20 protein-coding genes and 1 tRNA gene are annotated in these 26,984 nt (G+C 66.0%); 18 read left to right on the forward strand and 3 right to left on the reverse strand.

From position 1 onward, the window contains the following. Positions 1 to 162 precede the first annotated feature (162 nt). The 9 genes from DVT68_RS02250 to DVT68_RS02290 all read left to right on the forward strand — a co-directional run bounded on the left by DVT68_RS02250 (position 163) and on the right by DVT68_RS02290 (position 10,976). Complete coding sequence (locus DVT68_RS02250; protein WP_114823425.1) at positions 163 to 1,146, forward strand: universal stress protein; 984 nt, start codon at positions 163 to 165, stop codon at positions 1,144 to 1,146. 70 nt (positions 1,147 to 1,216) lie between these two features. Next, positions 1,217 to 2,197: a quinone oxidoreductase family protein gene (locus DVT68_RS02255; protein ID WP_114823426.1), complete on the forward strand. Its 981-nt coding sequence runs from the start codon at positions 1,217 to 1,219 to the stop codon at positions 2,195 to 2,197. A gap of 9 nt (positions 2,198 to 2,206) precedes the next feature. Beyond that, on the forward strand, positions 2,207 to 3,055 hold the full coding sequence (locus tag DVT68_RS02260) for a TauD/TfdA dioxygenase family protein (protein WP_114823427.1): 849 nt from the start codon (positions 2,207 to 2,209) through the stop codon (positions 3,053 to 3,055). Between the two features lie 37 nt (positions 3,056 to 3,092). After that, on the forward strand, positions 3,093 to 4,148 hold the full coding sequence (locus DVT68_RS02265; protein WP_114823428.1) for a beta-keto acid cleavage family enzyme: 1,056 nt from the start codon (positions 3,093 to 3,095) through the stop codon (positions 4,146 to 4,148). A 118-nt stretch (positions 4,149 to 4,266) separates the two neighbouring features. Continuing rightward, positions 4,267 to 5,586, forward strand: a complete 1,320-nt coding sequence (locus DVT68_RS02270) for an MFS transporter (RefSeq protein WP_114823429.1) — start codon at positions 4,267 to 4,269, stop codon at positions 5,584 to 5,586. Between the two features lie 25 nt (positions 5,587 to 5,611). Beyond that, positions 5,612 to 6,172: an RBBP9/YdeN family alpha/beta hydrolase gene (locus DVT68_RS02275; protein ID WP_114824347.1), complete on the forward strand. Its 561-nt coding sequence runs from the start codon at positions 5,612 to 5,614 to the stop codon at positions 6,170 to 6,172. Next, positions 6,169 to 6,858: a DsbA family oxidoreductase gene (locus DVT68_RS02280; protein WP_114823430.1), complete on the forward strand. Its 690-nt coding sequence runs from the start codon at positions 6,169 to 6,171 to the stop codon at positions 6,856 to 6,858. The genes DVT68_RS02275 and DVT68_RS02280 overlap by 4 nt, the downstream gene beginning before the upstream one ends. Before the next feature lie 539 nt (positions 6,859 to 7,397). Then, on the forward strand, positions 7,398 to 9,209 hold the full coding sequence (locus DVT68_RS02285) for a DUF1302 domain-containing protein (protein ID WP_114823431.1): 1,812 nt from the start codon (positions 7,398 to 7,400) through the stop codon (positions 9,207 to 9,209). A 120-nt stretch (positions 9,210 to 9,329) separates the two neighbouring features. Beyond that, on the forward strand, positions 9,330 to 10,976 hold the full coding sequence (locus DVT68_RS02290; protein WP_114823432.1) for a 3-(methylthio)propionyl-CoA ligase: 1,647 nt from the start codon (positions 9,330 to 9,332) through the stop codon (positions 10,974 to 10,976). Positions 10,977 to 11,109: 133 nt separating this feature from the next. On the opposite strand, the gene DVT68_RS02295 is transcribed toward DVT68_RS02290, so the two are convergent. Further along, positions 11,110 to 15,549 (reverse strand): ATP-binding protein, encoded by a 4,440-nt coding sequence (locus DVT68_RS02295; protein WP_114823433.1) that lies wholly within the window; start codon positions 15,547 to 15,549, stop codon positions 11,110 to 11,112. A gap of 163 nt (positions 15,550 to 15,712) precedes the next feature. On the opposite strand from DVT68_RS02295, the gene DVT68_RS02300 reads away from it, so the two are divergent. Beyond that, the gene (locus DVT68_RS02300; protein ID WP_114823434.1) at positions 15,713 to 16,354 is read left to right on the forward strand and encodes a response regulator; all 642 of its coding nucleotides are present in this window, start codon (positions 15,713 to 15,715) and stop codon (positions 16,352 to 16,354) included. Positions 16,355 to 16,537: 183 nt separating this feature from the next. Here the strand turns inward: DVT68_RS02300 and DVT68_RS02305 are convergent. Further along, a tRNA-Arg gene (locus DVT68_RS02305) sits at positions 16,538 to 16,614 on the reverse strand. A gap of 117 nt (positions 16,615 to 16,731) precedes the next feature. Between DVT68_RS02305 and amaB the strand changes: the two genes are divergently transcribed. The 6 genes from amaB (at position 16,732) to murB (ending at position 22,282) form a co-directional block, all read left to right on the forward strand. After that, entirely contained in the window at positions 16,732 to 18,267 is a 1,536-nt protein-coding gene (amaB, locus tag DVT68_RS02310) for an L-piperidine-6-carboxylate dehydrogenase (protein ID WP_114823435.1), read from the forward strand. A gap of 67 nt (positions 18,268 to 18,334) precedes the next feature. Then, on the forward strand, positions 18,335 to 18,637 hold the full coding sequence (locus tag DVT68_RS02315; protein WP_114823436.1) for a DUF4190 domain-containing protein: 303 nt from the start codon (positions 18,335 to 18,337) through the stop codon (positions 18,635 to 18,637). Between the two features lie 4 nt (positions 18,638 to 18,641). Beyond that, the gene (locus tag DVT68_RS02320; protein ID WP_114823437.1) at positions 18,642 to 19,433 is read left to right on the forward strand and encodes an SDR family NAD(P)-dependent oxidoreductase; all 792 of its coding nucleotides are present in this window, start codon (positions 18,642 to 18,644) and stop codon (positions 19,431 to 19,433) included. Positions 19,434 to 19,438: 5 nt separating this feature from the next. Beyond that, the gene (locus DVT68_RS02325; protein WP_114824348.1) at positions 19,439 to 20,206 is read left to right on the forward strand and encodes a class I SAM-dependent methyltransferase; all 768 of its coding nucleotides are present in this window, start codon (positions 19,439 to 19,441) and stop codon (positions 20,204 to 20,206) included. 2 nt (positions 20,207 to 20,208) lie between these two features. Then, positions 20,209 to 21,246 carry a quinone-dependent dihydroorotate dehydrogenase gene (locus tag DVT68_RS02330; RefSeq protein ID WP_114823438.1) on the forward strand — a complete coding sequence of 346 codons (1,038 nt, stop codon included), beginning with the start codon at positions 20,209 to 20,211 and terminating at the stop codon, positions 21,244 to 21,246. Between the two features lie 10 nt (positions 21,247 to 21,256). Further along, a complete protein-coding gene (murB, locus tag DVT68_RS02335) occupies positions 21,257 to 22,282 on the forward strand; it encodes a UDP-N-acetylmuramate dehydrogenase (protein WP_114824349.1) in 1,026 nt (341 codons plus the stop codon). Positions 22,283 to 22,338: 56 nt separating this feature from the next. Here the strand turns inward: murB and DVT68_RS02340 are convergent, their stop codons facing one another. Beyond that, the gene (locus DVT68_RS02340) at positions 22,339 to 23,541 is read right to left on the reverse strand and encodes an MFS transporter (protein WP_343126346.1); all 1,203 of its coding nucleotides are present in this window, start codon (positions 23,539 to 23,541) and stop codon (positions 22,339 to 22,341) included. Positions 23,542 to 23,694: 153 nt separating this feature from the next. Here DVT68_RS02340 and DVT68_RS02345 point away from each other — a divergent pair, with 153 nt between their 5' ends. After that, positions 23,695 to 24,471, forward strand: coding sequence for an AraC family transcriptional regulator (locus tag DVT68_RS02345; RefSeq protein WP_114823440.1), 777 nt, complete (start codon positions 23,695 to 23,697; stop codon positions 24,469 to 24,471). A gap of 311 nt (positions 24,472 to 24,782) precedes the next feature. Then, positions 24,783 to 26,975 (forward strand): polyphosphate kinase 1, encoded by a 2,193-nt coding sequence (gene ppk1 / locus DVT68_RS02350; protein WP_114823441.1) that lies wholly within the window; start codon positions 24,783 to 24,785, stop codon positions 26,973 to 26,975. The last annotated feature ends 9 nt before the right edge of the window (positions 26,976 to 26,984 follow it).

Raw genomic sequence — 26,984 nt, forward strand, 5'->3', positions numbered from 1 at the left:
GGGGACCGCCGGCCGTGTCTGGCGACGGTGACTGTGTGAAGGAGCAGCGGTGAGTTTGATCGGCGTCTGCGCGTGGGGAATGGATCCAGCGACCGCAGCAGGCGCGCTGGGTAACCGACTGGCCGTTGTGAGTCGCGGGTAGCGCACCCGTCAGGAGTCTGCATGTACCGTCATCTGCTCGTTCCACTCGATGACACCGAACACTCGATCGAGACGGTGAGCCGGGCCGTTCATCTGGCGCGCACCCTGGGAGCCCGCGTGAGCTTCCTGCAGGTGCAGGCCGAGGCGCCGCCCCCGAGCACGCATGTCGAGCACCCGGATGCCTATCAGGACCACGCGCGCGCCTTGCTGGCCAGGGCGGAATCCGCCGCACGCGCCTTGGGCGTGCCGTGCGACTCGCACGTCCGTACCGACCAGCCGCCCCATGAAGCAATCCTGGACGTGGCGCACAAGGCCGGCTGCGACCTGATCGTGGCGGGCGCTCGTGGACAGCACGATCCGTCCGGCGGGGCTCTCGACGGCGCGATCTTCAAGGTGCTTGCCCAGGGCGAGCTCCCGGTGCTGGTCGACTTTCCCCGAACCTCCGCCAAGGCCTACCCGGTCATCGGCATCATCCGCGACGAACATCGTTCACTGGCTGCGGTCCTCCATGCGTGGCTGCATCATCTGGCCACGTGCGCACAGCAGGGCTGCGCCGCAGACGTCGCGTTGATGCGCTCCATGGTTCGCTACATCATGGAGTTCCCGGTAGCCCTGCACCATCCGAAGGAACACGAGTACCTGTTCCGCCGGCTGCGCGACCGCACCGCGGTGGTTCACGCCGAGCTCGATGAGCTCGAGCGCCAGCACGAGCGCGATCACGCGATGGTCGAGGCCCTCGCCGACCTGATCGGGCAATACGAAACCGGCGCGGCGACCCTCGCCATGCTGCACCAGGCGGTCGAACGGTACACACAGTTCATGTGGGACCACACGGGGCGTGAGGAAGGCGTGATCCTGCCGGCCGCCCAGCACTACCTCTCCGACGCCGACTGGAGCGAGATCCACGCCGCCTTCGCCGGCAACCTCGACCCTCGTTTCACCGGCGAGACCGAGGCCGAGTTCAAACAGCTATTCGCGCGCATCGTCGAACTGACCCCGCCGTGACATGAGCAGCAGCCACCTACCAGCAACACCTCGGGCCTCGCGCCCGCGCATTTGAGTCAAGGAGTATCGCTTGGAACACGCCATCCGCTTTTACGAAGCCGGCACGCCCGACGTGCTGCGCTATGAGAAGGTCGAGGTCGGGGCGCCCGGCCCGGGCCAGGTGCGGCTGCGTCACCAGGCGGTGGGCCTGAATTTCGCCGATACCTATTTCCGCAACGGCACCTATCCGATTCCGCTGCCCAATGGCATCGGCGTGGAAGCCGCCGGCATCGTCGAGGATGTCGGTCCGGACGTGACCAACGTCGCCGTGGGCGACCGTGTCACCTACACCGGCTTCATCAACACACTGGGCGCGTACAGCACCGCCCGCCTGGCGCCAGCCGCACCGCTGATCAAGCTGCCCGCCGCGATCGCCAGCGAGACGGCCGCCGCGATGACCATGCGCGGCCTGACCGCCGCCTACCTGCTGCGTCGCATTCATCCGTTCCACGCCGGCGACACCCTGCTCCTGCATGCCGCCGCCGGCGGCGTCGGCCTGATCGTGTCGCAGTGGGCCAAGCTGCTTGGCCTGCGCGTGATCGGCACGGTGTCGACCGAAGAGAAGGCCGCCGTGGCCCGGGCCCATGGCTGCGACGAGGTGATCAACTACAGCCACGAGGACGTCGCCAAGCGCGCGCGCGAACTGACCGACGGCAAGGGCGTGTCGGTGGTGTTCGACTCGGTCGGCAAGAACACCTTCATGGGGTCGCTGGACTCGCTGCGCCGGCGCGGCCTGATGGTCTGCGTGGGAACGGCGTCGGGCACCATCCCGCCGTTCGATCCGCAACTGCTCGCCATGAAGGGCTCGCTGTATCTGACCCGGCCCGCCTTGGCCGACTACATCGCCGATCCCGCCGAGAAGGCCGAGCTCGCACGCGAGCTGTTCGACCAGGTCGCGTCGGGCCGCATCAAGATCGAGATCAACCAGCGCTACGCGCTTGAGGACGCGGTGCAGGCGCATCGCGACCTGGAGTCGCGCAAGACGACCGGTTCGTCGATCTTCGTCATCTGAGAGAGCGACATGCGCATTGAACCATTGACCTGTCACATCGGCGCCGAGCTGTCGGACGTCAATCTCGCCGACGCCGTCCACGACGATGGCCTGTTCGCGGAGATCAAGGCGGCGCTGCTCAAGCACCGCGTGCTGTTCCTGCGCGACCAGGACATCAGCCGCCAGGACCATGTCGCCTTCGCCCGCCGGTTCGGTGAACTGGAAGACCATCCGGTGGCGCCGAGCCATCCCGACGCGCCGGGCCTGGTGCAGATCTACAAGACACCCGACACGCCCAACGACCGTTACGAGAACGCCTGGCACACCGACGCCACCTGGCGCGAGCACCCGCCCATGGGTTGCGTGCTGCGCTGCGTGGAATGCCCGCCGGTCGGCGGCGACACCATGTGGGCCAACATGGCGATGGCCTACGAGATGCTGCCGGACCACGTGAAGTCGCAGATCGCCAACCTGCGCGCGCGCCACAGCCTCGAGGCCTCATTCGGCGCGGCGATGCCGATCGAGCGTCGCCTGGCGCTGAAGGCGCAATACCCGGATGCCGAGCACCCGGTGGTGCGCACGCATCCGGAGACGGGCGAGAAGATCCTCTTCGTCAATGCCTTCACCACGCACTTCACCAACTTCCATACCAAGGACAACGTGCGCTTTGGTCAGGACGCCAATCCGGACGCGGGCTCGCTACTCAGCTACCTGATCCGCCAGGCCCATATCCCCGAATACCAGGTGCGCTGGCGCTGGAGCAAGAACAGCATCGCGATCTGGGACAACCGATCCACCCAGCACTACGCGGTCATGGACTACCCGCCCTGCCATCGAAAGATGGAACGCGCCGGGATCGTCGGCGACGCCACGTTCTGAACTGAACCCCAACTCCACAGAGCAACAGGACAAAGCCATGCACTTCCTCGACGGTTCGCTGTTTCCCGAGCACCAGGACAAGCTGGTCATCACCGCCGCGCCTTATGGTCCCGAGTGGTTCCCTTCGGATTTCCCGGAGGACATTCCCGTCACCATGGAGCAGCAGATCCAGAAGGCGGTCGACTGCTATAACGCCGGCGCCAGCGTGCTACACCTGCACGTGCGCGAGCTGGACGGCAAGGGCTCCAAGCGCCTTTCCATGTTCAACGAACTGATCGCCGGCGTACGCAAGGCAGTGCCCGACATGGTCATCCAGGTGGGCGGCTCCATTTCCTTTGCGCCTGAAACCGACGGCGCGACCGCCAAGTGGCTGAAGGACGACACCCGCCACATGCTGGCCGAGCTCGATCCCAAGCCGGATCAGGTGACGGTCACCGTCAACACGACGCAGATGAACGTGGTCGAGCAGATGGAGATGGCCGACCTCGCCGGCACCTCGATGGCGGAACAGACCTACGAGGCCTACCGCGAGATGATCGTGCCCTCGGGCCCGGCCTTCATCGAGGAACACATCAAGCGCCTGACGGCCGCCGGCATCCAGAGCGCGTTCCAGTTTTACAACATCAACAGCTACGAGACGGTCGAGCGCCTGATCCGCCGCGGCGTCTACAAGGGCCCGCTGGTGTGCAACTGGGTGGCGATCGGCGGCGGCATGGACCAACCGACCATCTACAGCCTGGCCAACTTCCTGCGCGCCATCCCCGACGGCACCATGCTGACGGTGGAAAGCAGCATGCGTAACGTGCTGCCGATCAACATGATGGGCATCGCCATGGGCCTGCACGTGCGCTGCGGCATCGAGGACAACCTGTGGAACCAGTCGCGCACCGGCAAGGTGACGACGGTGCAGCAGATCGAACAGCTGGTGCGCATTTCGCACGAGTTCGGCCGCGAGGTCGCCAACGGCAAGGAGGCGCGCGAGATCCTCAAGATCGGCGTGTTCTACGACACCATCGAGGAGACGTTGGCCGCCAACGGCTTCTCGCCGAACCGCAAGCCGGGAAAGCTGGGTCTCGCCGACCTCGCAGCCTGAGTCGTAACGGCCAGACGGGCGGCGCGCCGTGAGCGCCCCGCCCCGCTGGCCACAGCGTGACGTTCACCGTCGCGCCATCACATCCGGCGTCAACGCCGGCGAGGAGACCGCTTTGGGAATGCACTACGTCGAAGCATCCACACTGGGCGCCCCAGTCACGTCCGCCGCGAAGCCGCGCGTCTATGCGTGGCTGGTGTTCGCGCTTACGTTCGGCCTACTGCTGTCGGACTACATGTCACGCCAGGTGCTCAATGCGGTCTTTCCGCTGCTGAAGGCCGAATGGGGCCTTTCGGATACGCAGCTGGGCTCACTGTCCGGCATCGTCGCGCTGCTGGTTGGCCTGCTCACCTTCCCGCTCTCGGTGCTCGCCGACCGCTGGGGCCGCGTGCGCAGCATCATCCTGATGGCGACGCTGTGGACGCTGGCCACGCTCGCCTGCGGCGTGGCGACCGGCTATGGCCAGATGTTCGTCGCGCGCTTCTTCGTCGGCCTGGGCGAGGCAGCCTATGGCAGTGTCGGTGTGGCGGTGATCATCAGCATCTTCCCGGCGCACCTTCGCTCCACCCTCACCGGCGCCTTCATGGCCGGTGGCGCGTTCGGCTCGGTGGTCGGCATGGCGATGGGCGGCGTGCTCGCCACCCGACTCGGCTGGCGCTGGGCCTTTGTCGCCATGGCCATCTTCGGCGCTGCGCTCTTGCTGCTCTACGCACTGACGGTGACCGAGCGCCGGTTGCGCGAGCACAGCACGGTGACCCAACCGTCGCGCGATTCGCGTCCAGGTTTCAGCATGTCGCTGCGCGCCCTGTTCAGCGGCCTGTTCTCCACCACCTCGGTCATTTGCGCCTACATCGGTAGCGGCCTGCAGCTGTTCATCATGGCGGCGGTCATCGCCTGGATGCCGAGCTACCTCAACCGCTACTACGCCATGACGCCGGACAAAGCCGGCGTCACCGCCGCCGCCTTCGTGCTGATTGGCGCGATGGGCATGGTGGTTTGCGGCATCGTCACCGATCGCCTGTGCCGCCAGATGCCGGCGCGCAAGATGGCGATGGCCATCGTCTATTGCCTGGTTACCGCGATCCTGCTCGGCGTGGCCTTCCAGTTGCCGCCCGGCCTCAACCAGCTGGTGATGATCGGCCTTGGCATGTTCCTCGCCGCCGGCACGTCCGGTCCGGCGGGCGCCATGGTGGCCAACCTCACGCCGACGCCGATCCACGCCTCCGCCTTCGCCACGCTGACCCTGGCCAACAACCTGCTCGGGCTGGCGCCTGGCCCGCTGCTCACCGGCGTGCTGGCCGACCACATTGGGCTGCTCGGCGCCTTCAAGCTGATTCCGATGATGGGAATCTTCGCCGCCGTCGCCTTCTGGATCGGTCGCCACCACTACGGCAGCGACCTCAGCCGCATCCAGCATGCCAGCGGCGCCGCCGCACACTGACGCCACGCCCACGGACTTGTCATCGATGCACAACGCCACGAACCCGACCATCCTGATCGTGCCCGGCCTGCGCGACCACGTCGCCGAGCATTGGCAGACCCTGCTCGAAGCGCGGCTGCCGAACGCCTGTTCGGTGCCGCCGCTTGAGCACGACAGGCTAAGCCGCGCTGCGCGTGTGGAGGCGCTCGAGCGCGCCCTGGCCAAGATCAAGGGCGCGGTGATTCTCGTCGCACACAGTGCTGGCGTGATGATCACCGCGCACTGGGCGCAGACGCATCGCCGCAAGATCCATGGCGCCCTGCTCGCGACGCCGGCCGATCTGGAATCGCCGATGCCGGCGGGATACCCGACCATGGATGCGCTGCGCGATCACGGCTGGCTGCCGATTCCTCGCACACCGCTGCCTTTTCCCAGCATCGTCGCATCCAGCGTCACCGACCCGCTGTGCAGTGCACCGCGCGCGGCCGCGCTGGCGGCCTGCTGGGATAGCCGCCTGGTCAATCTCGGCGATGTGGGTCACCTCAACCCGGCGTCCGGTTACGGCGAGTGGCGGGCTGCCGAGAGCCTCATCGACTCGCTGCGATGACAAGTTCGTTGCGTGCGCATGCGCCGGATTCCCGCCGGCGCATCCAGATCGACTTCTATTTCGACCTGATCTGCCCCTGGTGTCTGATCGGCAAGCGACGCCTGGAACGAGCGATCGATCTCATTGCCCTGGGGTACCCGGACGTCGAGGTCGTCGTGCGCTGGAAGTCGTTGCCGCTGCTTCCGCAACTGCCGATCGAAGGCGTGCCCTTTTCCGCTTTCTACCTGAAGCGGCTGGGCAGCCCCGAAGCGGTGGCAGCGCGTCGCCAGCAGATCCGTGATGAAGGACTGGCCGCAGGTGTCACCTTCTGTTTCGAACTGATCGAGCGCATGCCCAACACAGTGGCCGCGCACCAGCTGGTTGAGTGGGCCGGGACCACCGGCGGTTCCAGCCTCCAGGCGTCGTTGATCGAAAGCTTGTTCGAGGCTTACTTCCTGTATGGCCAGGACATCGGCGATCGGCGTGAACTCACCCGTATCGGCGAGATGTTCGGCATCGAGCATACGGCGAGCCTCGCACTCATGGAGCCCTCCACGAGCGACGCGCTGCTGCAGCGATGGCTTGGCGAAGCGCGTCGCCTTGGCCTGTCCGGTGTGCCCGCGATCGTGCACGAAGGCCGCGTGCTGCATGGCGCATTGCCGCCGGAAGCACTGGCCAGGGCGCTGCTGGATTTCATTCCGGCCTGAGCGACGCCGGGTGGCGCCCGGCACGAATTCGCTGCCCGGAGGCGCGTCGTCGCAAGCGTCGACTCGCGCCATATCGCCTTGAATATCGTCGCCGCCCGTCGCCTGGCCGCGGCGCGGCGCCGCTGTCTCCAGCATCCGGTCGATGCGCGCTGCTCAGCGATCCCCTCCCCTATCCGAGTTGGGGGGGGTGATTCGACGACCGTCGCATAACTCTCATGCAACCGGAGTCATGACTGCTGAACCGTTGGAAAGCAGGTCTGGCGACCATGGCATGGCCACGTCGCGCCGCGTTGCGCGATAGGGATCTGCCGGGCCGGTAGTGGGTTCCACTGGTATGAGATTCGCCGCGTAGCCGGGGAGAGTTTCTGAGGCCGCCTGGCGACACATACCCGCGGATGGACCGCCGACAACCTGATCGCACCGGGCCTCTGGCCGCAGTGCGTCCTTGCCTGCTCCGCGCCAGCCGTCGGCGCAGGCAAGCACGGTGATCGGTTCCACCGCGGGACTACAGAAACGGCACAAAGGGGGAGGAGTACTGCATGAAGATCGTTAATGGGGCGAACAAGCGCCAAAGTGGGACGGCCATCCGTCTGATGGCGCTCGCTGTGGCAGCGGCGCTTGGCGCCTCGAGTGTGGCGCATGCCGTCGAGATCGACACCGGCAACCCGGACATCTCGATTCGCTGGGACAACACGTTTCGCTACAACCTCGGCCAGCGCGCGCATTCACAGGATCAGTCGATCCTCAACAGCCCGAACTATGACGACGGCGACCGCAATTTCGGCAACCACGCCATCGTCACCAATCGCCTCGACGTGATCAGCGAGTTCGACTTCATCTACAAGAAGGACTACGGCTTCCGCCTGAGCGCCAACGGCTGGTACGACAACGCCTATCAGTCGCTGGACAACACCCACGTGGCCTCGTCCAACCACATCGTCAATGGCCAGCCCGCGCTCGGCCTGCCGAACTACACCAATCGCTATTTCCACGGTCCGTCCGCCCAGTGGCTCGATGCTTTTGCATTCGCCAACTTCGACGTTGACGGCGTGAACGTGAATACCAAGGCTGGCCGTTACGACGTGTTCTGGGGCGAGGCCCTGCTGAACCCGATCCACTCGCTCAGCTACGGCCAGTCGCCGCTGGACATCGGCAAGCTGCTGACGGTGCCGGGCGCCACCGCCAAGGAACTGTTCCGCCCGCGTTCGCAGGTGTCGACGCAGATCCAGGCCACGCCGACGCTCTCGATCGAGGCCCAGTACTACTTCAGCTGGGATCCGGTGTTCTTCCCGGAATCGGGCTCCTACATGGCGCCCAATGACGCCTTGCTGCAGGGTGGCCAGTCGCAGTACCTCAGTGCGACCCAGCGTGTGTTGCGCGGCACCGACATCACCCCGCAGCAGCATGGCGACTATGGTCTGGCGATGCGCTGGAGCCCGGACGCGATCAACTCCACCATCGGCGTTTACTATCGCAACACCTCCGACATCCAGCCGCAGGCCATCGCCGCGCTCGCGGTGGCGCCGAATGTCCCGGCCGCGACCTGCAAGGCGCTCGGCTTCAAGGCGATTTCGCCGACCATCTGCTACATCGACCCGGCCATGGCCTCCGTCCCGCAGATTCTGAAGGGCAACGTCGGCCAGTACATGGCCAGCTACGCCGACGGCATTGATATTTACGGCCTCAGCTTCGCCAAGCAGATCCTCGGCGTCAGCTTCAGTGCGGAAGTGAACTACCGCCAGAACATGCCGCTGGTCAGCGTGCCGGTGCAGTTGTTGCCGGCGCCCCTGGCGGCCAAGGTGCCGGGCGCGATCACCACCCTGCCCGCGCAGGGCGAGACCGCCGGCGCCCGTGGCGACACCTGGCACGCCGTGACCGACTTCGCCGGCATCGTGCCGAAGACGCCGCTGTTCGACACCGCCAACTACATCGTCGAATTCCAGTGGAGCCGTTGGGACAAGGTCACGCAGAACCCCAACGCATTCCTCGGCACCAGCCCGGGCTACACCGGCATCGACAAGCCCACCAGGAATTTCGTCGGCACCCAGATGAACTTCACGCCGACCTGGTTCCAGGTGTATCCGGGCGTGGATCTGCTCGCGCCGATGACCTACACCATGGGCCTGTCCGGTAATTCGGCCGTGTCCTTCGGCGGCAACAAGGGCAACGGCAACTACTCCTTCGGCGTGGGCGCGGACGTGCACCAGAAGTACCGCTTCGACCTGAAGTACATCGGCTACGTGGGCCGCATCGCGGTCAACCAGGCCGGACAGGTCTCCTCCTATGCGGGCCTGGGTTCGCTGCTGCGCGACCGCAACTACATCGACTTCACCTTCCAGACCACGCTTTAAGCGGAACCGGCCCTGCATCAGCGTCCCAGGGACGCCGATGCAGGGCTTTCTGTTTGCATCGAAGCAAGGGCATGACGATCGCGTCGGCCGTGCTCGTTACCCAAGTCGGAGCAGTTGACAATGAAAGGCTTGATGATGGAGCAGCCGCTCCTGGTGGCCTCCCTCCTGACCCATGCCGAACGGCATCACGCGGACCAGGAGATCGTGTCCCGACGGGTCGAGGGCGATATCCATCGCTATAGCGTCGCTGATCTGGGGGCGCGCTCACGTCGCATGGCCAACGCGCTGGCAAGCCTTGGCGTCGGGCGCGGCTCCCGGGTTGGCACGCTCGCGTGGAACGGCTACCGCCACATGGAGTTGTACTTCGCGGTATCGGGCTCCGGCGCCGTGTTGCACACGATCAATCCGCGCCTGCATATCGACCAGCTCGCCTACATCGTCGACCACGCGGAAGACCGGGTCATCTTCTTCGACCTGACCTTCCTGCCGATCATCGAAGCGCTGGCGACGCGGGTGACCCGACCCACGCTGTTCGTCGCCATGTGCGACCCCGACCGGATGCCGGTGGCCGGACCGCTCGAGGGCTCGCTGCTGTGCTACGAAGACCTGATTGAAACCTACCCCGACGATTACGTCTGGCCAAGGCTGGATGAGGAATCCGCGTCGTCGCTCTGCTACACCTCCGGCACCACGGGCAATCCGAAGGGCGTGCTGTACAGCCACCGCTCGACGGTGCTGCACACGTACGCGGCGGCGTTGCCTGATGCACTCAACTGCTCCGCGCGCGACGTCATTCTTCCGGTCGTGCCGATGTTCCACGTCAATGCGTGGGGCCTGCCCTATATCGCGTGCATGGTGGGCGCGAAGCTGGTGTTCCCCGGCCCGGCGCTGGATGGCAAGTCGCTCCATGAGCTCATCGAGGCCGAACAGGTCACCGTGTCGGCTGGCGTACCGACTGTGTGGCAGGGCCTGCTCACCTACGTTGCCAGCAGCGGCTGTTCCTTCTCGTCGATGAGGCGCACCATCATCGGAGGCGCCCCATGCCCCACCGCGATGACCGTGCAGTTCCAGGACCTGTACAAGGTGGACGTGCTGCACGCCTGGGGCATGACCGAGCTCAGTCCCGTGGGCACCGTCTGCAACCTCAAGCCGCACCAGCTGGCCATGTCGCCGGAAACGCGCCACGCGATCCAGGCCAAACAGGGGCGCGCCGTGTTCGGCATCGACATGAAAATCGTCGACGCCAATGGCAAGGAACTTCCCTGGGATGGCGAAGCCGTCGGCGACCTGCTGGTGCGTGGCCCGTGGGTCGCGCGCGCCTACTTCCGCGATGAAGCCCACCAGGTCCTGCAGGACGGCTGGTTCCCGACCGGCGATGTGGCCAAGATCGACCAGGACGGCTTCATGCAGATCACCGACCGCAGCAAGGACGTGATCAAGTCCGGCGGTGAGTGGATCAGCTCGATCGACATCGAGAACGTCGCGTGCCTGCACCCGGGCGTGTCGAGCGCGGTATGCATCGGCGCGAGGCATCCGAAGTGGGACGAGCGCCCCTTGCTGCTGGTCGTCAGGAAGTCCGGAAACACCGTGTCGAAGGAAGAGCTTCTGGCCTTCTTCGATGGCAGGGTCGCCAAGTGGTGGAAGCCGGACGACATCATCTTCGTCGAGACCCTGCCACTGGGCGCAACGGGCAAGGTGTTGAAGAACCGGCTGCGCGAACAGTTCCACAGCCACTATGGGGCGGACCCGGCGCCTGCGTCGCGCTGAATCGAGGGCGACGCAGCCGTAGCCATGAACGCCTGGCCGTGCACTGGCACGCGTTGTGGCCTGGCCACATTCCGCGTGCGCAGGCCACGCGCCTCAACACTGGGGCCTCGCCCGCTGGTGAGGGGCGCAGGCCTCAGGCGATGCCCGGCATTCCCTGCTCGCTTTCCGACTCGAGCTTCGCGATCCACGCCTCCAGTGATCGAAGCTGGCGAACCAGCTCGTCGCGCCGTGGGCCCGGTTCGGCGTTGTCCGCCAACATCGTCCCGCCCAACACCCTCAGCGCGCCCTCGATGTGATGCAGGATTTCCCGCTGCCGCGTTTGATTGCCGGCTTCGAACGCTGCATCCAGGTCTGCGAGATTGGCCTGCGTGTGCGTCGCCAGCTCCCGCAGGATCGCCAGCACCCTGGGTTTGGAACCAAACAGCTCGAACAGCGCATTCAGGCGATCGCCACCATCGACATCCGCATCGTCAGCGTCCACCGCGCCCCGTGCGACGGTGAGACAGGATGACAACATCCGATCGAGAGCAGCCAGCTGCACCGGCTTGGCCAGGAATTCATCCATGCCCGCCTCGCGACAGCGCACCACCTCTTCCGGCAACGCGCTTGCCGACAGCGCCACGATGGGCAGGTGACGAGCACTCCCCTCTTCCTGCGCACGAATGCGTCTGGCGAGTGCATACCCGTCCAGCACCGGCATGTGGCAGTCGGTGATGAGCAGGTCGTAGTGCGCCCCGGCGAGTGCGCGCATGGCTTCCTCGCCGTTGTCGACGATGGTGTGCGGATAACCAAGTCGATCGAGTTGGCGCGCGATCACCGCGCGATTGATGGGATGGTCCTCCGCCACCAGAATACGTTCCCCGTGGCGCGCCGTTTCACCGGCGATGTTCCGCTCCCGCCCTGGCATCGCCAGCCCGAATACCGCGTGGCAGGCCTCCTGCGCCGAACGCCACAGCAGCGGATAACCGCTCAGCATCACCTCGCCATCGTCGATGTAGAAGCCGCGGGGATCAGGCGCGCCGGACAAATTGATGACACGCGCTTCACCGGGCTGCCAGCCTTCGCCGGCCAGATCCTGGTCAAGCACGAATACGTCGGCGTCGCAGACGGCAAAATCACCCAGGTCTTTCGCGTCCGCGCCCATCACTGACAGCCCGAGCGCCGACAGGGCGTTGGACAGTTCGCGTTCCAGCATGATGTCGCGCGTGCACAGCAGCGCCCGTTTCCCCACCAGTGCCGGCTGAGGGCGCAACGCCTGCTCGACCGGGAGCGGCAGTTCGAACACCGCCTGGGTACCGAAGCCCGGGGCGCTGCCAAGGCGAATCTCCCCGCCCATCAGGCGCGCGAGATGCCGGCAGATGCTCAGGCCCAGACCCGTACCGCCGTATCGCCGCGAGGTGGTGTCGTCCGCCTGCACGAACGGCTGGAACAGTCTTTCCAGCTGTTCGGCGGAGATGCCTACCCCTGTGTCGCTGACGGTGAAGCGCAGGCGCTGGCCAGCAGGCGTCTCGCCCATCAGCTCCACGTGCAACTCAACGTAGCCCTTTTCGGTGAACTTCAGCGCATTGCTGAGCAGGTTCGTGATCACCTGGCGCACGCGGGTCACGTCACCGCGGTACCCGCCCGCCAGGCGCCAGTCCAGCGTGCCATAGAGGCGCAGACCCTTCTCCTGCGCCTGCGCCGCGTGGAGCCCCAGCGCCGCATCGACCAACGCGCGCAGATCGAAGACCTGCTCGTCCAGGCGCAGGCGACCGGCCTCGATGCGGGAGAAGTCCAGCACATCGTTGAGGATCTGCAGCAGGGCGCCGGCCGAGTCATGCACAAGGTCGAGCATGTGCTGCTGTTCGCGATCGAGCGGCGTCTTGCCGAGCAGTTCGATCAGGCCGAGCACGCCGGCCATCGGCGTGCGGATTTCGTGGCTCATCATGGCCAGGAAAGCGCTCTTTGCCGCCACCGCCGCTTCCGCCGCCGACTTGGCTTCCACCAGGGCCTGCGCCTGTGCCTTCTCGGCGGAGACGTCCATCGAAAAGATGCTGCAGGACATCGTGCCGTCGTCCTCGATGCGCGGCAGGCCGAAGGAGGCGCGGATCCAGCGGAGGCCTCCGGGCGTCTGCGCCCGGAACTCGGCGCTGCGCACACCAGAGCCCTCGCGCAGGTCGCGAATGGCCTGGCGCACGATTTCCATGTCCTCCGCCGGCATGTGGTCAAACGGGCGATGGCGCCCCTGCAGCAAGTCCTCGTTCGTCAGGCCGAACAAGGCTTCCGTCGGTCCGCTCACATGGTCGTAGCTGCTGGCGCCGTCGGGCCTGTAGCGCGCCCGCATGACCACGCCCGGCAGGCTCTCATTGGTTTCCACCACGAGTTGTTCCGAGGCCAACGCCCGCGCCTCGGCCTGGCGCAGGTCGGTCACGTCCACCACGGTGCCGAACAAGCTTCCATCCGTGTCTGGGCTCGCCTTGAAGCCGTGCAGCCACAACAGCACGTCACGTGCGCCGATCTTGCCGCTGACGCCGCCGAGCCGCAGTTCCCGCCGTACGTCCTGGCCATGCGCCAGCAGATCCAGATCGGCCTGGTGCAGCGCATCGGCGTCGGCGCCTTCAATGTGTCGCGTCTGCGCCAACGTTCGCCCGAGCAGGTCCTCACGCCGGCAGTCGAACATCGCCTCGTAGGCTTGGTTGACCGCGAGATAACGCCCCTTTGCATCCTTGACGAACACGGGGTACGGCACCGTCTCGAGCAGCGCCTGCTGGAAGCGCAGCTGCGCATCAAGCTGGCGCTCCGCGCCGCGCTGCGCGCGCAGCGCCCCACGCAGGCGAAAGTAGGAAAAGCCGATGGCGCCCAGAATCAGCACCGCGGCGCCCAGGCCCGCAAACACCCAGCTCCAGGGAACGCCATAGCGATACTGCGTGGTCAGCCAGCGGCTGCGGATCGCCTGTCGCTGCCCCGCACTCACCTGCGTCAGGACACGGTCGATCATCGGCATGAGGTGCTGGTAGCGGCTGGCGACGGCAACAGTGAAGTCCTGGTCCACGCCGGCGGGCCCCACCACCCGCAACGTCGCCGCATAACGGTCGCGGATGAGCGGATCGATCGCGGGCAAGGTGCCGATGTAGGCATCGGCACGGTGGGAAGCGACCGCCGCCAGGCCCTCTTCATTGCTTCCGACGGGCAACAACTCGCTGTGCGGAAGCAACATGGCCAGGCGCGGCGCCAGGCCCGCCTCGTCGCGTGTGGCGACCACATGGCCGGCGAGGTCTTCCGGCCCTGCAAAGACCGGCCCGGCTGTCCGCGCAACAATCACCTCGGGAAAGTGCTCGTAGGTGCGGCTGAACAGCATGTCCTTCGCGGAAAAGTCGTCGGGCATGGCCGCAGCGACCAGGTCGACTTCACCCGCCCGCACCATCTGCTGCAGACTGCGCCAGTCCTTGGCGGGCACAAGCTGGACGCGCAAGCCAAGTTCCTTCTGCACCAGTTCCATGTAGTCGGCGGCGAGCCCGGCGAACTGGCCGTGCGCGTCGGCAAAGCTATACGGCGGTCGGTCCGCCTCGTAACCGAGCCGCAGCGGTGGCAGTTCGCCCAGCCACATGCGATCCGCCGTGCTCGGCTCGCGCACCGGCGATTGCATGTTGTCGCCTTCGAGCAGCCCCCAACGGGAACGCAGGCGCACCAACTCGGCGCTGTCCAGGCTCGCTTCCGCCTTGCGCAACAGCTGCAACAGCATCGGTTGATCACGAGGCACGGCCAAACCCACCGCCACCGGCGGCAGATCGAGCGGTCCCAGCGCCACCAGGTCGTCGCTGCGCCGGCCCTGCAGCAGCATGCGCGTCCGCGACGCCGTGGTGCCGACATAGGCGTCCGCCTGGCCGGTCGCCACCATGTCCATGGCCTGTTGGCCGTCATCCGCGTACAGCAACCTGGCGTCGGGGAAACGTTCGGCCAACTGCCGGATCACGTGATGAAAGCTGCGCTCGATGACAATGCGGGAGTCCACCAGATCCTGCTCGGAGCGCATCGTTTCATCGCCCTTGCGCGCCACCAGAAACAGCCGGCCGCCGCCATAGGGCTTGAGGAATTCGAATCGCGCCGCATGCTCCCTGGTCTGCGACACGGCCAACAGCAGTTCATAGTGGCCGCCGGCGTCGGTCTCCGGCGCGGCGAGGACGGCGTCCAGGTCGGTGAAGGGATGGAACACCAGTTGCAGACCCAGGCGACCAGCCAGCAACCGCGCGTAGTCCACGGCAAATCCTTCAGGCCGGCCCGCAACCCAACTCTCGGCCGGCAAATGGTCACCTGCGAACACGCCCACATCGAGTTTGGGATGCGCGCTACGCCACGCTGCTTCGTCAGGCGTCAACTGCAGCGTCGGAGGAAGGGTTACGTCGGCGACCTGACCCGAGTCGCCGTGAGGGGCGTCCCCCCGCAGCGGCGCTGTCCTGGCCCAACCACAAGGTCCCGTGGCCAGCGCCAGGATGAACCCGAACACCAGCCACGGTCTCGTCCAAAACCGATTGGTCGTGACGTCGATTGTCATGAAACCGTGAAGGTCCACACGATTGTCCATGGAGGCGTCCATCGCTTCGGCGTGCCCGCAAAGGACTCAGCCTAAATCGACACCTGAAACCGTCACTATGAGAATCGTCTGAAGACTTCTCTGAACGTCGTAGGCATCAGACTCATCTGCCTGGCGTACGGAATCGGATAACCTAGTCGCGACAAGACATCCTACCCGGCGCACCGTGACTATTCGCGTCATCCTGGCTGATGATCATCCCATTGTTCGCAGCGGTGTACGTTCACTGCTGGAGAGCAGCATCCGTGCCGATGTCGTGGCCGATGTCGGCTCGCCTGCCGAACTGCTCGCCGCGATCGAACGGCATTCCTGCGACCTGGTGGTGAGCGACTTCAGCATGCCCGGCGGACAACTGGCCGACGGTTTGCACATGCTGGGCATGATCCGGCGACGCTGGCCTGACTTGCCGGTGATCGTGCTGACCATGGTGAGCAACGCCGGCGTGCTCAGTTCGATACTCGCTGCCGGCGTGCGTGGCTTGCTCAGCAAGTCCGACGCCCTGAACGAGTTGACGCTGGCCATCCAGGCCGTTTCCCACAACCGCCCCTATCTCAGCGCGGAGATTCGCAAGGCGATGGAGGTGAGCGGAGCAACTGTTCCAGGTGGAGCGCCGCCCGCCTTGTCGAAACGCGAAGCTGAAGTGCTGCGACTGTTCGCTTCGGGATTCACCGTGTCGGAAATTGCCGGCCAGCTCAACCGCAGCGTGAAGACCATCAGCCGGCAGAAGATGGACGCCATGAGCAAGCTGGGCCTGAAGAGCGACCTCGAGGTCTACAGCTACGCGCGGGAGCACGGCATCCTGGCCTGAGCTTCAGGTGGCGGCCGAGTGGCGCGGGGCCTCGAACCCATCGCATGCGCCGTTTGGCAGCCAGCCGATGACTCCGGCCCCGGCCACTTGTTGCACCGCCACACCGCGTCGCCGCTCCGCCGACAGCGCTGGCCAGAAACGGCAAGGGCCGGCATCGCTGCCGGCCCCTGGTCTTCATCCGAATGGCGCCCCCGATACGATTCGAACGTACGACCTTCCCCTTAGGAGGGGGACGCTCTATCCAACTGAGCTACGGGGGCAACAGCGGAATTCTGGCATGGATCGCCGGCCAGTGCGATCCGGGGTCCCGAGGGGCCTGCTAGAATGGCTGTTTTCATCCCGGCGCCATCCCCACGCGCCTCGGTCCAGGAGCAGGCATGTCCCACGAAATCCTCACCGCACTCGGTATCGGCAACACGCATTCGGGCTCGTATCTCGGTCACGGCGAGTGGTCCAGGACCACCGACGCCGGCGCCTTGCAGCCGGTCAACCCGGCAACGGGCGAAGTGATCGCCTCGGTGCATGCCTCCAGCGCGGCGGACTACGACATCATCGTTCAGCGTGCGCAGGACGCGTTCAAGGTGTGGCGCACCACGCCGGCGCCGCGCCGCGGCGAAGCGGTCCGCCTGTGCGGCGAGGCCCTGCGCAAGCACAAGGACGCGCTGGGTTCGCTGGTGGCGCTGGAAATGGGCAAGATCAAGCCCGAAGGCGACGGCGAAGTGCAGGAGATGATCGACATCGCCGACTTCGCGGTGGGCCAGAGCCGCATGCTCTACGGCTACACCATGCATTCGGAACGCCCGGGCCACCGGATGTACGAGCAGTATCAGCCGCTGGGCCTGGTCGGCATCATCAGCGCGTTCAACTTCCCGGTTGCCGTGTGGGCATGGAACGCGTTCCTGGCCGCCATCTGCGGCGACATCTGCATCTGGAAGCCGTCGCCGAAGACCCCACTGTCGGCCATCGCCACCATGAAGATCTGCAACGAGGCGCTGAAAGCCGGCGGCTTCCCGGACATCTTCTTCCTGTTCAACGACGCAGGGACCGAGCTGTCGCAGGCGTTCGTGGACGACCATCGCATTCCGCTGATCAGCTTCACCGGTTCCACCAAGGTGGGTCGCCACGTGGGCGAACGCGTGGCCAAGCGCATGGGCCGCTCGCTGCTGGAACTGGGCGGCAACAACGCCATCATCCTGGACGAGAGCGCGGACCTGAAACTGGCCATCCCGGCGATCGTGTTCGGCGCCGTCGGCACCGCCGGCCAGCGCTGCACCACCACGCGTCGCCTGTTCGTGCATGAAGCCATCATCGGCGAGGTCACGGACAAGCTGGTTGCCGCCTACAAGCAGGTGGAAGGCAAGATCGGCGACCCGACCCTGGCCACCACGCTGATGGGTCCGCTCAACAGCGCCGACGCCGTGAAGGCCTATCTCGCCGCGGTGGAAAAGGCCAAGGCCTCGGGCGGCAAGGTGCTCACTGGCGGCGCAGCGCTGACGGACCGCAAGGGCAACTTCGTGCTGCCGACGATCGTCACCGGGTTGAACAACAGCGACGAAGTGGTGCAGACGGAAACCTTCGCACCAATCCTCTACGTGATGCCGTTCAAGACGCTGGACGAGGCGATCGATCTGCAGAACAGCGTGCCGCAGGGCCTGTCGTCGGCCATCTTCACGCAGAACCTCAAGTCAGCCGAGCAGTATCTGTCGGCAGCCGGTTCGGACTGCGGCATCGCCAACGTCAACATCGGCACCTCCGGCGCGGAGATCGGTGGCGCTTTCGGCGGTGAGAAGGAAACTGGTGGTGGTCGCGAGTCGGGCTCGGATGCGTGGAAGGTCTACATGCGCCGCCAGACCAACACCATCAACTACTCGAACTCGCTGCCGCTGGCGCAGGGCATCAAGTTCGACCTGTAAGACAGCTGTGGCGACCGGCCATCGCCGGTCGCCACTTTCGACTCGCGCGTCACCTGCGGTGCATTGCATGAGCTACCAGCCCACCACCTATCGCAGCACCAACGCGCTGGCCGTGGTCAGCCTGAGCTTCGGCATCGCCTGCTGGCTCGTGTTGCCATTCATCGGCGCCATCGTGGCGGTCATCTGCGGCCACCTGGCGCGCGCCGAGATACGCCGCGCCCAGCCGGGGACCATGGAGGGTGATGGCCTTGCGGTGGCCGGCCTGGTGCTGGGTTACGTGCACCTGGCGATCGCCCTGCTCGCCGTCGCGGTGGTCTTCGCCTTCCTCGCATTGGGCGTGGGCATCGGCATCCATTCGCTGCATTGGTGAGGTCATGAGCACCACGCAAGACACCACCGCGGGCCAGCGCTCACGGTTCGACTTCCAGGGTTATCGCGTCGTCGTCGCGGGCGGCAGCAAGGGCATCGGCCGCAGCATCGCCCTGGCGTTTGCGCAGGCGGGCGCGTCGGTGTCGGTTTGCGCCCGTGGCGAAGCGGCGCTGGACGAAGTTCGCCATGCGATCGCCGCCCAAGGCGTGACGGCGCATACGCGCAGTTGCGACCTCTCCGATCCCGCCGCCATCGAGGCCTACATCCGCGAGGCGTCCGAAGTGCTGGGCGGCATCGACGTGCTGGTCAACAACGCCAGCGGCTATGGCTTCACCAACGACGATGCCAGCTGGCTGGCGGGCTTCAATGTCGACATCATGGCCGCCGTGCGCGCCTCGCATGCAGCGCTGCCCCACCTGAAGGTGTCGCAGCACGCGTGCATCCTGCACACCTCGTCGATCGCGGGCTTCCATCCCAGCCCGCGCAGCGCGCCGTATGCGGCCGTCAAGGCGGCGCTCAACCAGTACACCAGCTCGCAGGCGCTGGCACTGGCCAGGCACCACATCCGCGTCAACGCCATCGCGCCGGGTTCGATCGAGTTTCCGGACGGCCTGTGGGACCGCCGCAAGGCCGAAGCGCCGGAGCTGTACCATCAGACGCTGGCCAAGATACCGTTCGGTCGCTACGGCAAGCCGGAAGAAATCGCCAACGTCGCGTTGTTCCTCGCTTCGCCGTTCGCCGGCTGGATCACCGGCCAGACGCTGTGCGTCGATGGCGGCCAACTGTTGATGGGATGACGCCGATGACCGACCTCAGATCCACCGAGCGCTTCAGCGACCGCGTCGCCGACTACGTGCGCTACCGTCCCGACTACCCGGTCGCCATGCTGGAGTGGCTGCAGCGCGAGTACGGCGTCAATCCGCACTGGCAGGTGGCCGACATCGGCGCGGGCACCGGCATCTCCAGCAAGCTGTTCCTCGATGGCGGTTACCGCGTGACCGCGGTGGAACCGAACGAACCGATGCGCCTCGCCGCCGAGCAATGGCTGGGCGACAACGAGCGCTTTCGCATGGTCGACGGCCACGCCACCGCCACAGGTCTCAACGGCGCGAGCTTTGATCTCGTGACGGTGGCGCAGGCCTTCCACTGGTTCGATCAACAGGCCGCGCGGCGTGAATTCCAGCGCATCCTGAAGCCCGCCGGATTGGCCGCCATCATCTGGAACTCGCGTCGCCTGGTAGGCACGCCGTTCCTCGAAGGCTACGAGGCCCTGCTCAAGACCTATGGGACCGACTACACCAGCGTGGCGGAACGCTACGGCGACGAGCCCCAGCTGCGCGCCTGGTTCGGCGACGGCTACCTGGGCATGGGTCGCTTCGATCATGGCCAACAGCTGGACTTCGACGGCGTACGCGGGCGCCTGCTCTCGTCCTCCTACGCGCCACGCGCGGACCAACCGCAACATGAGCCGATGATCCACGCACTGCGCGAATTGTTCGACCGCTGCGCCGTGAACGGCCGCATCAGCTTCGACTACGACACCGTCATCTACGTGGGCGCCCTGCCTTGAGCATGTACAACCTGATCCGCCCCCTGCTGTTCGCGCTCGACGCGGAAACGGCCCATGGCCTCACCCTGTATGGCCTGGATGTGGCCCAGCGCAGCAACTTCGCGCACCTGGTCGCCAAGCCGCCGGCCGAACTCCCGACCACCGCGCTCGGCATCCGTTTTCCCAATCCGGTGGGCCTGGCCGCCGGCCTGGACAAGAACGGCGACCATCTCGACGGCCTCGGAGCGCTCGGCTTCGGCTTTGTCGAGATCGGCACCACCACGCCACGACCGCAGCCGGGCAACGACAAGCCGCGCATGTTCCGGCTGCCCCGCCACGAGGCGGTAATCAATCGACTTGGCTTCAACAATGCCGGCGTCGATGCGCTGGTGCGCAACGTGCAGCAATCGAGCTATCGCGGCGTGCTGGGCATCAACATCGGCAAGAACAAGGACACGCCGAACGAGAAGGCAGTCGACGACTACCTTTTCTGCCTCGAGCGGGTCTATGCGTTGGCCAGCTACATCACGGTGAACATTTCCTCGCCCAACACGCAGGGACTGCGCGACCTGCAGGAAGAGGCCACGCTGCGACGCTTCATCGAGACGCTGCGCGAGGCGCAGGAGCGCCTCGGCTCGCAAAGCGGCGCGCGCAAGCCGATGCTGCTGAAGATCGCACCCGACCTCAGCGAGGCCGAGCTCGACGCCATCGCCGAGGTGCTGCTGGCCGTGAAGATCGACGGCGTGATCTGCACCAACACCACCATCGACCATTCGTCGGTGGCCAGCGATCCGCTAGGCAACGAAACCGGCGGCCTGTCCGGCAAGCCGTTGTTCGCCCGCTCCACCGCCGTGCTGCGCGGCATGCGCAAGCGCGTAGGCAACCAGCTCGACATCATCGGCGTGGGCGGCATCCTCGATGGAAGCGACGCCGCGGAAAAGATCAGCGCCGGCGCTTCGCTGGTACAGATCTATTCCGGCATGGTCTTCCTCGGCCCGGCGCTGATTGCCGAATGCGTGGACGAAATCCGTCGCCAGCGCGGGGACAACCATGGCGGTTGAGCGCATCGACATGGGCGGCTATACGCTGATCGAGAATGCCCCGCTGGGTGCACGCAACACGTTGCGTGTCGACGCACGCGCCCGCCTGCTTGCCGAGATCCACGACGCGGCCAAGCTGCCCGAACTGCTGGCCTTCCCTGCCGTTCGCCAGGGCAAGCTGCTGGTGCTGGGCGAAGGCAGCAACATGCTGTTCACCGGTGACTTCGACGGCACCGTGCTCGCGATGGCGACGCGCGGCGTGCAGGTGGAGCAGGACGGCGAACTGGCTCGCATCGCGGTGGCCGCCGGCGAGCGCTGGGATGATTTCGTGCGCTGGACGCTGGGCCAGGGTTATGCGGGTCTTGAGAACCTCATCCTGATTCCCGGCACCGTCGGCGCGGCGCCGATCCAGAATATCGGCGCCTACGGGGCCGAGGTCGCCGAGTTCATCGAGAGCGTGGAGGCGTGGGATACGCAGGAGCAGCGCGTGGCCGTGCTGGATCGCACCGCCTGCGCCTTCGCCTATCGCGACTCGGTGTTCAAGCACCAGCCCGGTCGCTACATCGTGACCGCGGTGCGCTTCGCTCTGCCCCGCTCGCACGAACTGCGCCTGGACTACGCCGGCATCCGCGAGGAACTGGCGCGCATGGGCGTGGACAAGCCCGCGCCGTTCCACGTGGCCGAGGCGGTCGTGCACCTGCGCACCAAAAAACTTCCCGATCCCGCCGTCATCGGCAACGCCGGCAGCTTCTTCAAGAATCCCATCGTGGACGCTTCGGTCGGCGAAGCACTGAAGCAGGAACATCCGGAACTGGTGTCATGGATCGGCGCCGACGGGCGCTGGAAGCTCTCGGCCGCGTGGCTGATCGAGCGCAGCGGCTTCAAGGGCGAGCGAGAGGGCGACGCCGGCATTTCCAACCGCCATGCGCTGGTGCTGGTGAACCACGGCCGCGCCAGCGGCGCCCAACTGTGGGCGTTCGCGCAGCGCGTCATCGAAGGCGTGCAGGCGAAGTTCGGCGTGCGGCTGGAACCGGAGCCGGTGGTGGTCGGCGCCTGATCTTGCCCCTCCGATAGGAGCACGCGTCGTGCGCTCCTATCGGGAGGCAGCATCGATCACGCCTTGGCCGACCTGGCCTCGAGGTTGGGAAGGAAAGCCGTGATGATGCCCAGCAGCGGCAGGTAAGCGCACAGCCCGTAGACGTACTCGATGCCCCTCACATCGGCGATTTGCCCCAGCACCGCGGCGCCAATGCCGCCCATGCCGAAGGCGAAGCCGAAGAACAGGCCCGACACCATGCCCACGCGCCCGGGAATCAGTTCCTGCGCATAGACCAGGATGGCCGAGAACGCCGAGGCCAGGATCAGGCCGATGATCACCGTGAGCACACCTGTCCAGAACAGGTTGGCGTGGGGCAGCAGCAGCGTGAACGGCGCCACGCCCAGGATCGAAGCCCAGATCACCCACTTGCGGCCGATGCGGTCGCCCACCGGGCCACCGATCAGCGAACCGGCCGCCACTGCGAACAGGAACACGAACAGGTGCGTCTGCGCGAGCGGCACGGACACACCGAACTTGTGGATCAGGTAGAACGTGTAATAGCTGCTGATGCTGGCCAGGTAGAAGTACTTGGAAAAGATCAGCAGGCCGAGGATCAGCACCGACCACGCCACTTGCCCGCGGGTCAACGGCGCCAGCGCGGCGTGGCGCGACTTCGCCTTGCCCCGCACCGCGTGATGGTCACGGTACCAGCGGCTCACCTGCAGCAGCACCACGATCGCCAGCAACGCAGCCAGCGCGAACCAGGCCACGCTGCCGCGCCCGTGCGGCACGATGATCCATGCGGCGAGCAACGGTCCGAGCGACGCGCCGGCATTGCCGCCGACCTGGAACAGCGACTGGGCGAGGCCGTGACGTCCGCCCGAGGCCATGCGCGCCACGCGTGAGGACTCCGGATGGAACACCGAGGAGCCGGTACCCACCAGCGCCGCGGCCACCAACAGCACGGCGAAATTAGGCGCGGTCGCCAGCAGCAGCAGGCCGCACAGGGTGAAACCCATGCCGATCGGCAACGAGTACGGCATCGGCTTCTTGTCGGTGACCAGGCCCACCGCCGGCTGCAGCAGCGAGGCGGTCAGCTGGTAGGTCAGCGTGATCAGGCCGATCTGCGCGAAGCTCAGGTTGAAGCCGCTTTTGAGGATCGGATAGATGGCCAGGATCAACGACTGGATCATGTCGTTGAGCAGATGCGAAAAGCTGATGGCGCCGAGGATGCGGAACTCGGTGCCCGGTTCGGCGTGGGAAGCTGCCGCCGGCATGGGGACGTCTTGAACGCGGGTCTGCATGGATGGAAAGGCTCTGGGTTGCGGCATGGCGTCGCGGGTTGCTGCGCCAGGGCGCTCACCTTAAAGTGAACAGCCCCGGCCCGCACACATCGTCGGGTCAATTTCTGTTGAATTTGGGCCAAAACCGTGCGCAATACCCGCGCCGACGCCTACGAGAACACCCCGCGTGACGTGATCGCCACCGGCAACGACTATCCGACGCACTATGTGCTGCCGGCGCACTCCCACCGCCGCGGCCAGCTGCTGTATGCCTCCACGGGAGTACTGACCACCTTCACGAGCGAAGGCAGCTGGGTGGTGCCACCACGTCGGGGGCTCTGGATTCCGCCCGGGGTGACCCATGAGGTGCACATGGGAGGAACCGTCGCCACCCGCAGTGCCTATGTGACGGCCGAGGCCGCGCGTCTGGCCGGGCTGCCCCAGCACTGCCAGGTGATCGCCGTCTCGCCCTTGCTGCACGAACTGTTGCAAGAGGCCGTCGACCTTCCGGCCGAATACGACATCGATGGCCGCGACGGCCGCGTCATGGCGCTGCTGCTGGACGAGATCAGGCGAATGCCGGCGCTGCCGCTGAGCGCACCGCTGCCGCATGAGAAGCGGCTGGCCGCACTGTGCCGTGAACTGCTGCAACAGCCTTCCCAGGAAGTGAAGATCGACCACATGGCGCAGCGCGCCGGCATGAGCCGTCGCCATTTCACCCGCACCTTCCGCGAGGAAACCGGCATGAGCTTCACCGCATGGCGGCAGCAGGCCTGCCTGCTTTCGGCGCTCACCCGCCTGGGCAACGGCGAGCCGATCACCCAGGTGGCAGTGGACCTGGGCTACGGCAACCCCAGCGCGTTCACCGCAGCATTCCGGCGCGTGCTTGGCGTCGCGCCGAGCCGTTACTTGGGCTTGCCCTGAGTGCTTCCTTCTCAAGCGGCAAGGCGCCCAGTGCGCAACATGTCCTTGCGATGCTGCGAGCAAACGGCAGGCTGGATCGCGCACAGCGCGCGCTCCGTCAGGAGGGGCGAACGGATAGTTTCGCGTCACGAAGCCATGACGCAGCCGTCGGCATTGTCACGAACATGTCAAAAACGATGCACAAGATGTACGTCACGTGACAGCGCGAGACGCCTGCTGCGCTGCCATGGCCCGGTCTTTATCGGAGCCGTACTATGTGCCTTTGCGGACTCGCGGCGCCGCCGCACGTCCGCCCCATGAACGGTGAGCCGATGAGTACCGATGTCGTTCGTTCCAGCGCCGCCCGCGACAACGAGCGTGCCGAACCCGCGCGCAACCCGCCCGCCGAGCCCGCTGCGCCCGCGTCCGCCACGGCGAGTGCGCCGCCGGACCTCAACGATCCCAACCTGTACCTCAACCGCGAACTCTCGCAGCTGCAGTTCAACATCCGCGTGCTCGACCAGGCGCTGGACGAGAGCAAGCCGATCCTCGAGCGATTGAAGTTCCTGCTGATCTTTTCCAGCAACCTCGACGAATTCTTCGAGATCCGCGTGGCCGGCCTGAAGAGCCAGATCGCCTTCGACCACGAGATCGTCGGCTCCGATGGCGTATCGCCACGCAAGGCGCTGGCCGAGATCAGCGAGATCACGCACAAGCAGATCGAACGGCAGTACGCCATTCTCAACGATCGCATCCTGCCCGAGCTCGCGCGCAACGGCATCCGCATCGTTCGGCGCAACGAGTGGTCGCACAAGCAGAAGCTGTGGGTGCGCAGGTACTTCCGCAATGAGGTGGCGCCGCTGGTCACGCCGATCGGCCTGGACCCGACCCATCCCTTCCCGCTGCTGGTCAACAAGAGCCTCAACTTCATCGTGCAGTTGGAAGGCACCGATGCGTTCGGCCGCGACTCGGGCCTCGCCATCGTGCCGGCGCCGCGCGTGCTGCCGCGCCTGATCCGCCTGCCCGACGAGGTGAGTGAGGGCGGCGAGAATTTCGTGCTGCTGTCTTCCATCATCCATGCCCATGCCGAGGAGCTGTTTCCTGGCATGTCCGTGCGCGGCTGCTACCAGTTCCGGCTGACCCGCAACGCCGACCTCACCATCGACCCTGAAGACGTCGAAGACCTGGCACGCGCGTTGCGCGGCGAGCTGTATTCGCGCCGCTTCGGCGACGCCGTGCGCCTGGAGGTGGCCGACAACTGCCCCGCCGAACTCACCGATTACCTGCTGCGCCAGTTCGGCCTCGCCGCGGCGGAGATGTACGAGGTCAACGGCCCGGTGAACCTGGCGCGCCTGTTCGGCCTGATCAACAAGACCGACCGCCCCGAGCTGCAATATCCCACGTTCACCCCGTCCATCCCCAAGGCGCTGAAGAAGGCCGAAGACCTGTTCCAGGTGATCGGCCGCCAGGACGTGCTGCTGCTGCATCCGTACGAATCGTTCGCGCCGGTGGTCGATCTGCTGCACCAGGCGGCGAAGGATCCGAGCGTGCTGGCGATCAAGCAGACGCTGTACCGCAGCGGCGCCAACTCCGAGATCGTCGACGCGCTGGTGGATGCGGCGCGCGCGGGCAAGGAAGTGACCGTGGTGATCGAGCTGCGCGCACGCTTCGACGAGGAATCCAACCTGTCGCTCGCCTCGCGCCTGCAGCAGGCCGGCGCGATGGTGATCTACGGCGTGGTCGGGGTGAAGACGCATGCCAAGCTGATGCTGATCCAGCGCCGCGAAGGCGAGGAGCTGGTGCGCTATGCGCACCTGGGCACCGGCAACTACCACACCGGCAATGCGCGCCTGTACACCGACTACAGCCTGCTGACCTCCGACCAGGCGCTGTGCGAGGACGTGCACAAGCTGTTCAGCCAGCTCACCGGCATGGGCAAGCTGCTGCAGATGAAGAAGCTGCTGCACGCGCCGTTCACCCTGAAGAAGACCCTGCTCGAGCTGATCGCGCGCGAGACCGCGCATGCCGCCGCCGGCAAGCCGGCGCAGATCATCTTCAAGATCAATGCGGTGACCGACGCGAAGATGATCCGCGCGCTGTACAAGGCCAGCATGGCCGGCGTGAAGATCGACCTGATCGTCCGCGGCATGTGCTGCCTGCGCCCCGGCGTGCCGGGCGTGTCGCACAACATCCGCGTGCGCTCCATCGTCGGCCGTTTCCTGGAGCACAGTCGCGTGTACTGCTTCGCCAACAACGGCGAGGAGCAGTTCTACCTGGCCAGCGCCGACCTGATGGAGCGCAACCTCGACCGCCGCGTGGAGACTGGCTTTCCGATCGAGGGCAAGAAGCTGCAGGCGCGCCTGAAGAAAGAGCTGGAGATGTACCTGTGCGACAACGCCAGCGCCTGGCTGCTCCAGCCCGATGGGCGTTACGTGCGGACCAAGCCCGCCGCCAGCCAGCCGGCGCGCAACGTGCAGGTGCAGTTGCTGGAGAAGCTGTGCGGCTCGGGCGCCAACGAGGCCTGAGTCCGTCCC

This window comes from Dyella solisilvae, from assembly GCF_003351225.1.
GTDB classification, from domain to species: Bacteria; Pseudomonadota; Gammaproteobacteria; order Xanthomonadales; family Rhodanobacteraceae; genus Dyella; species Dyella solisilvae.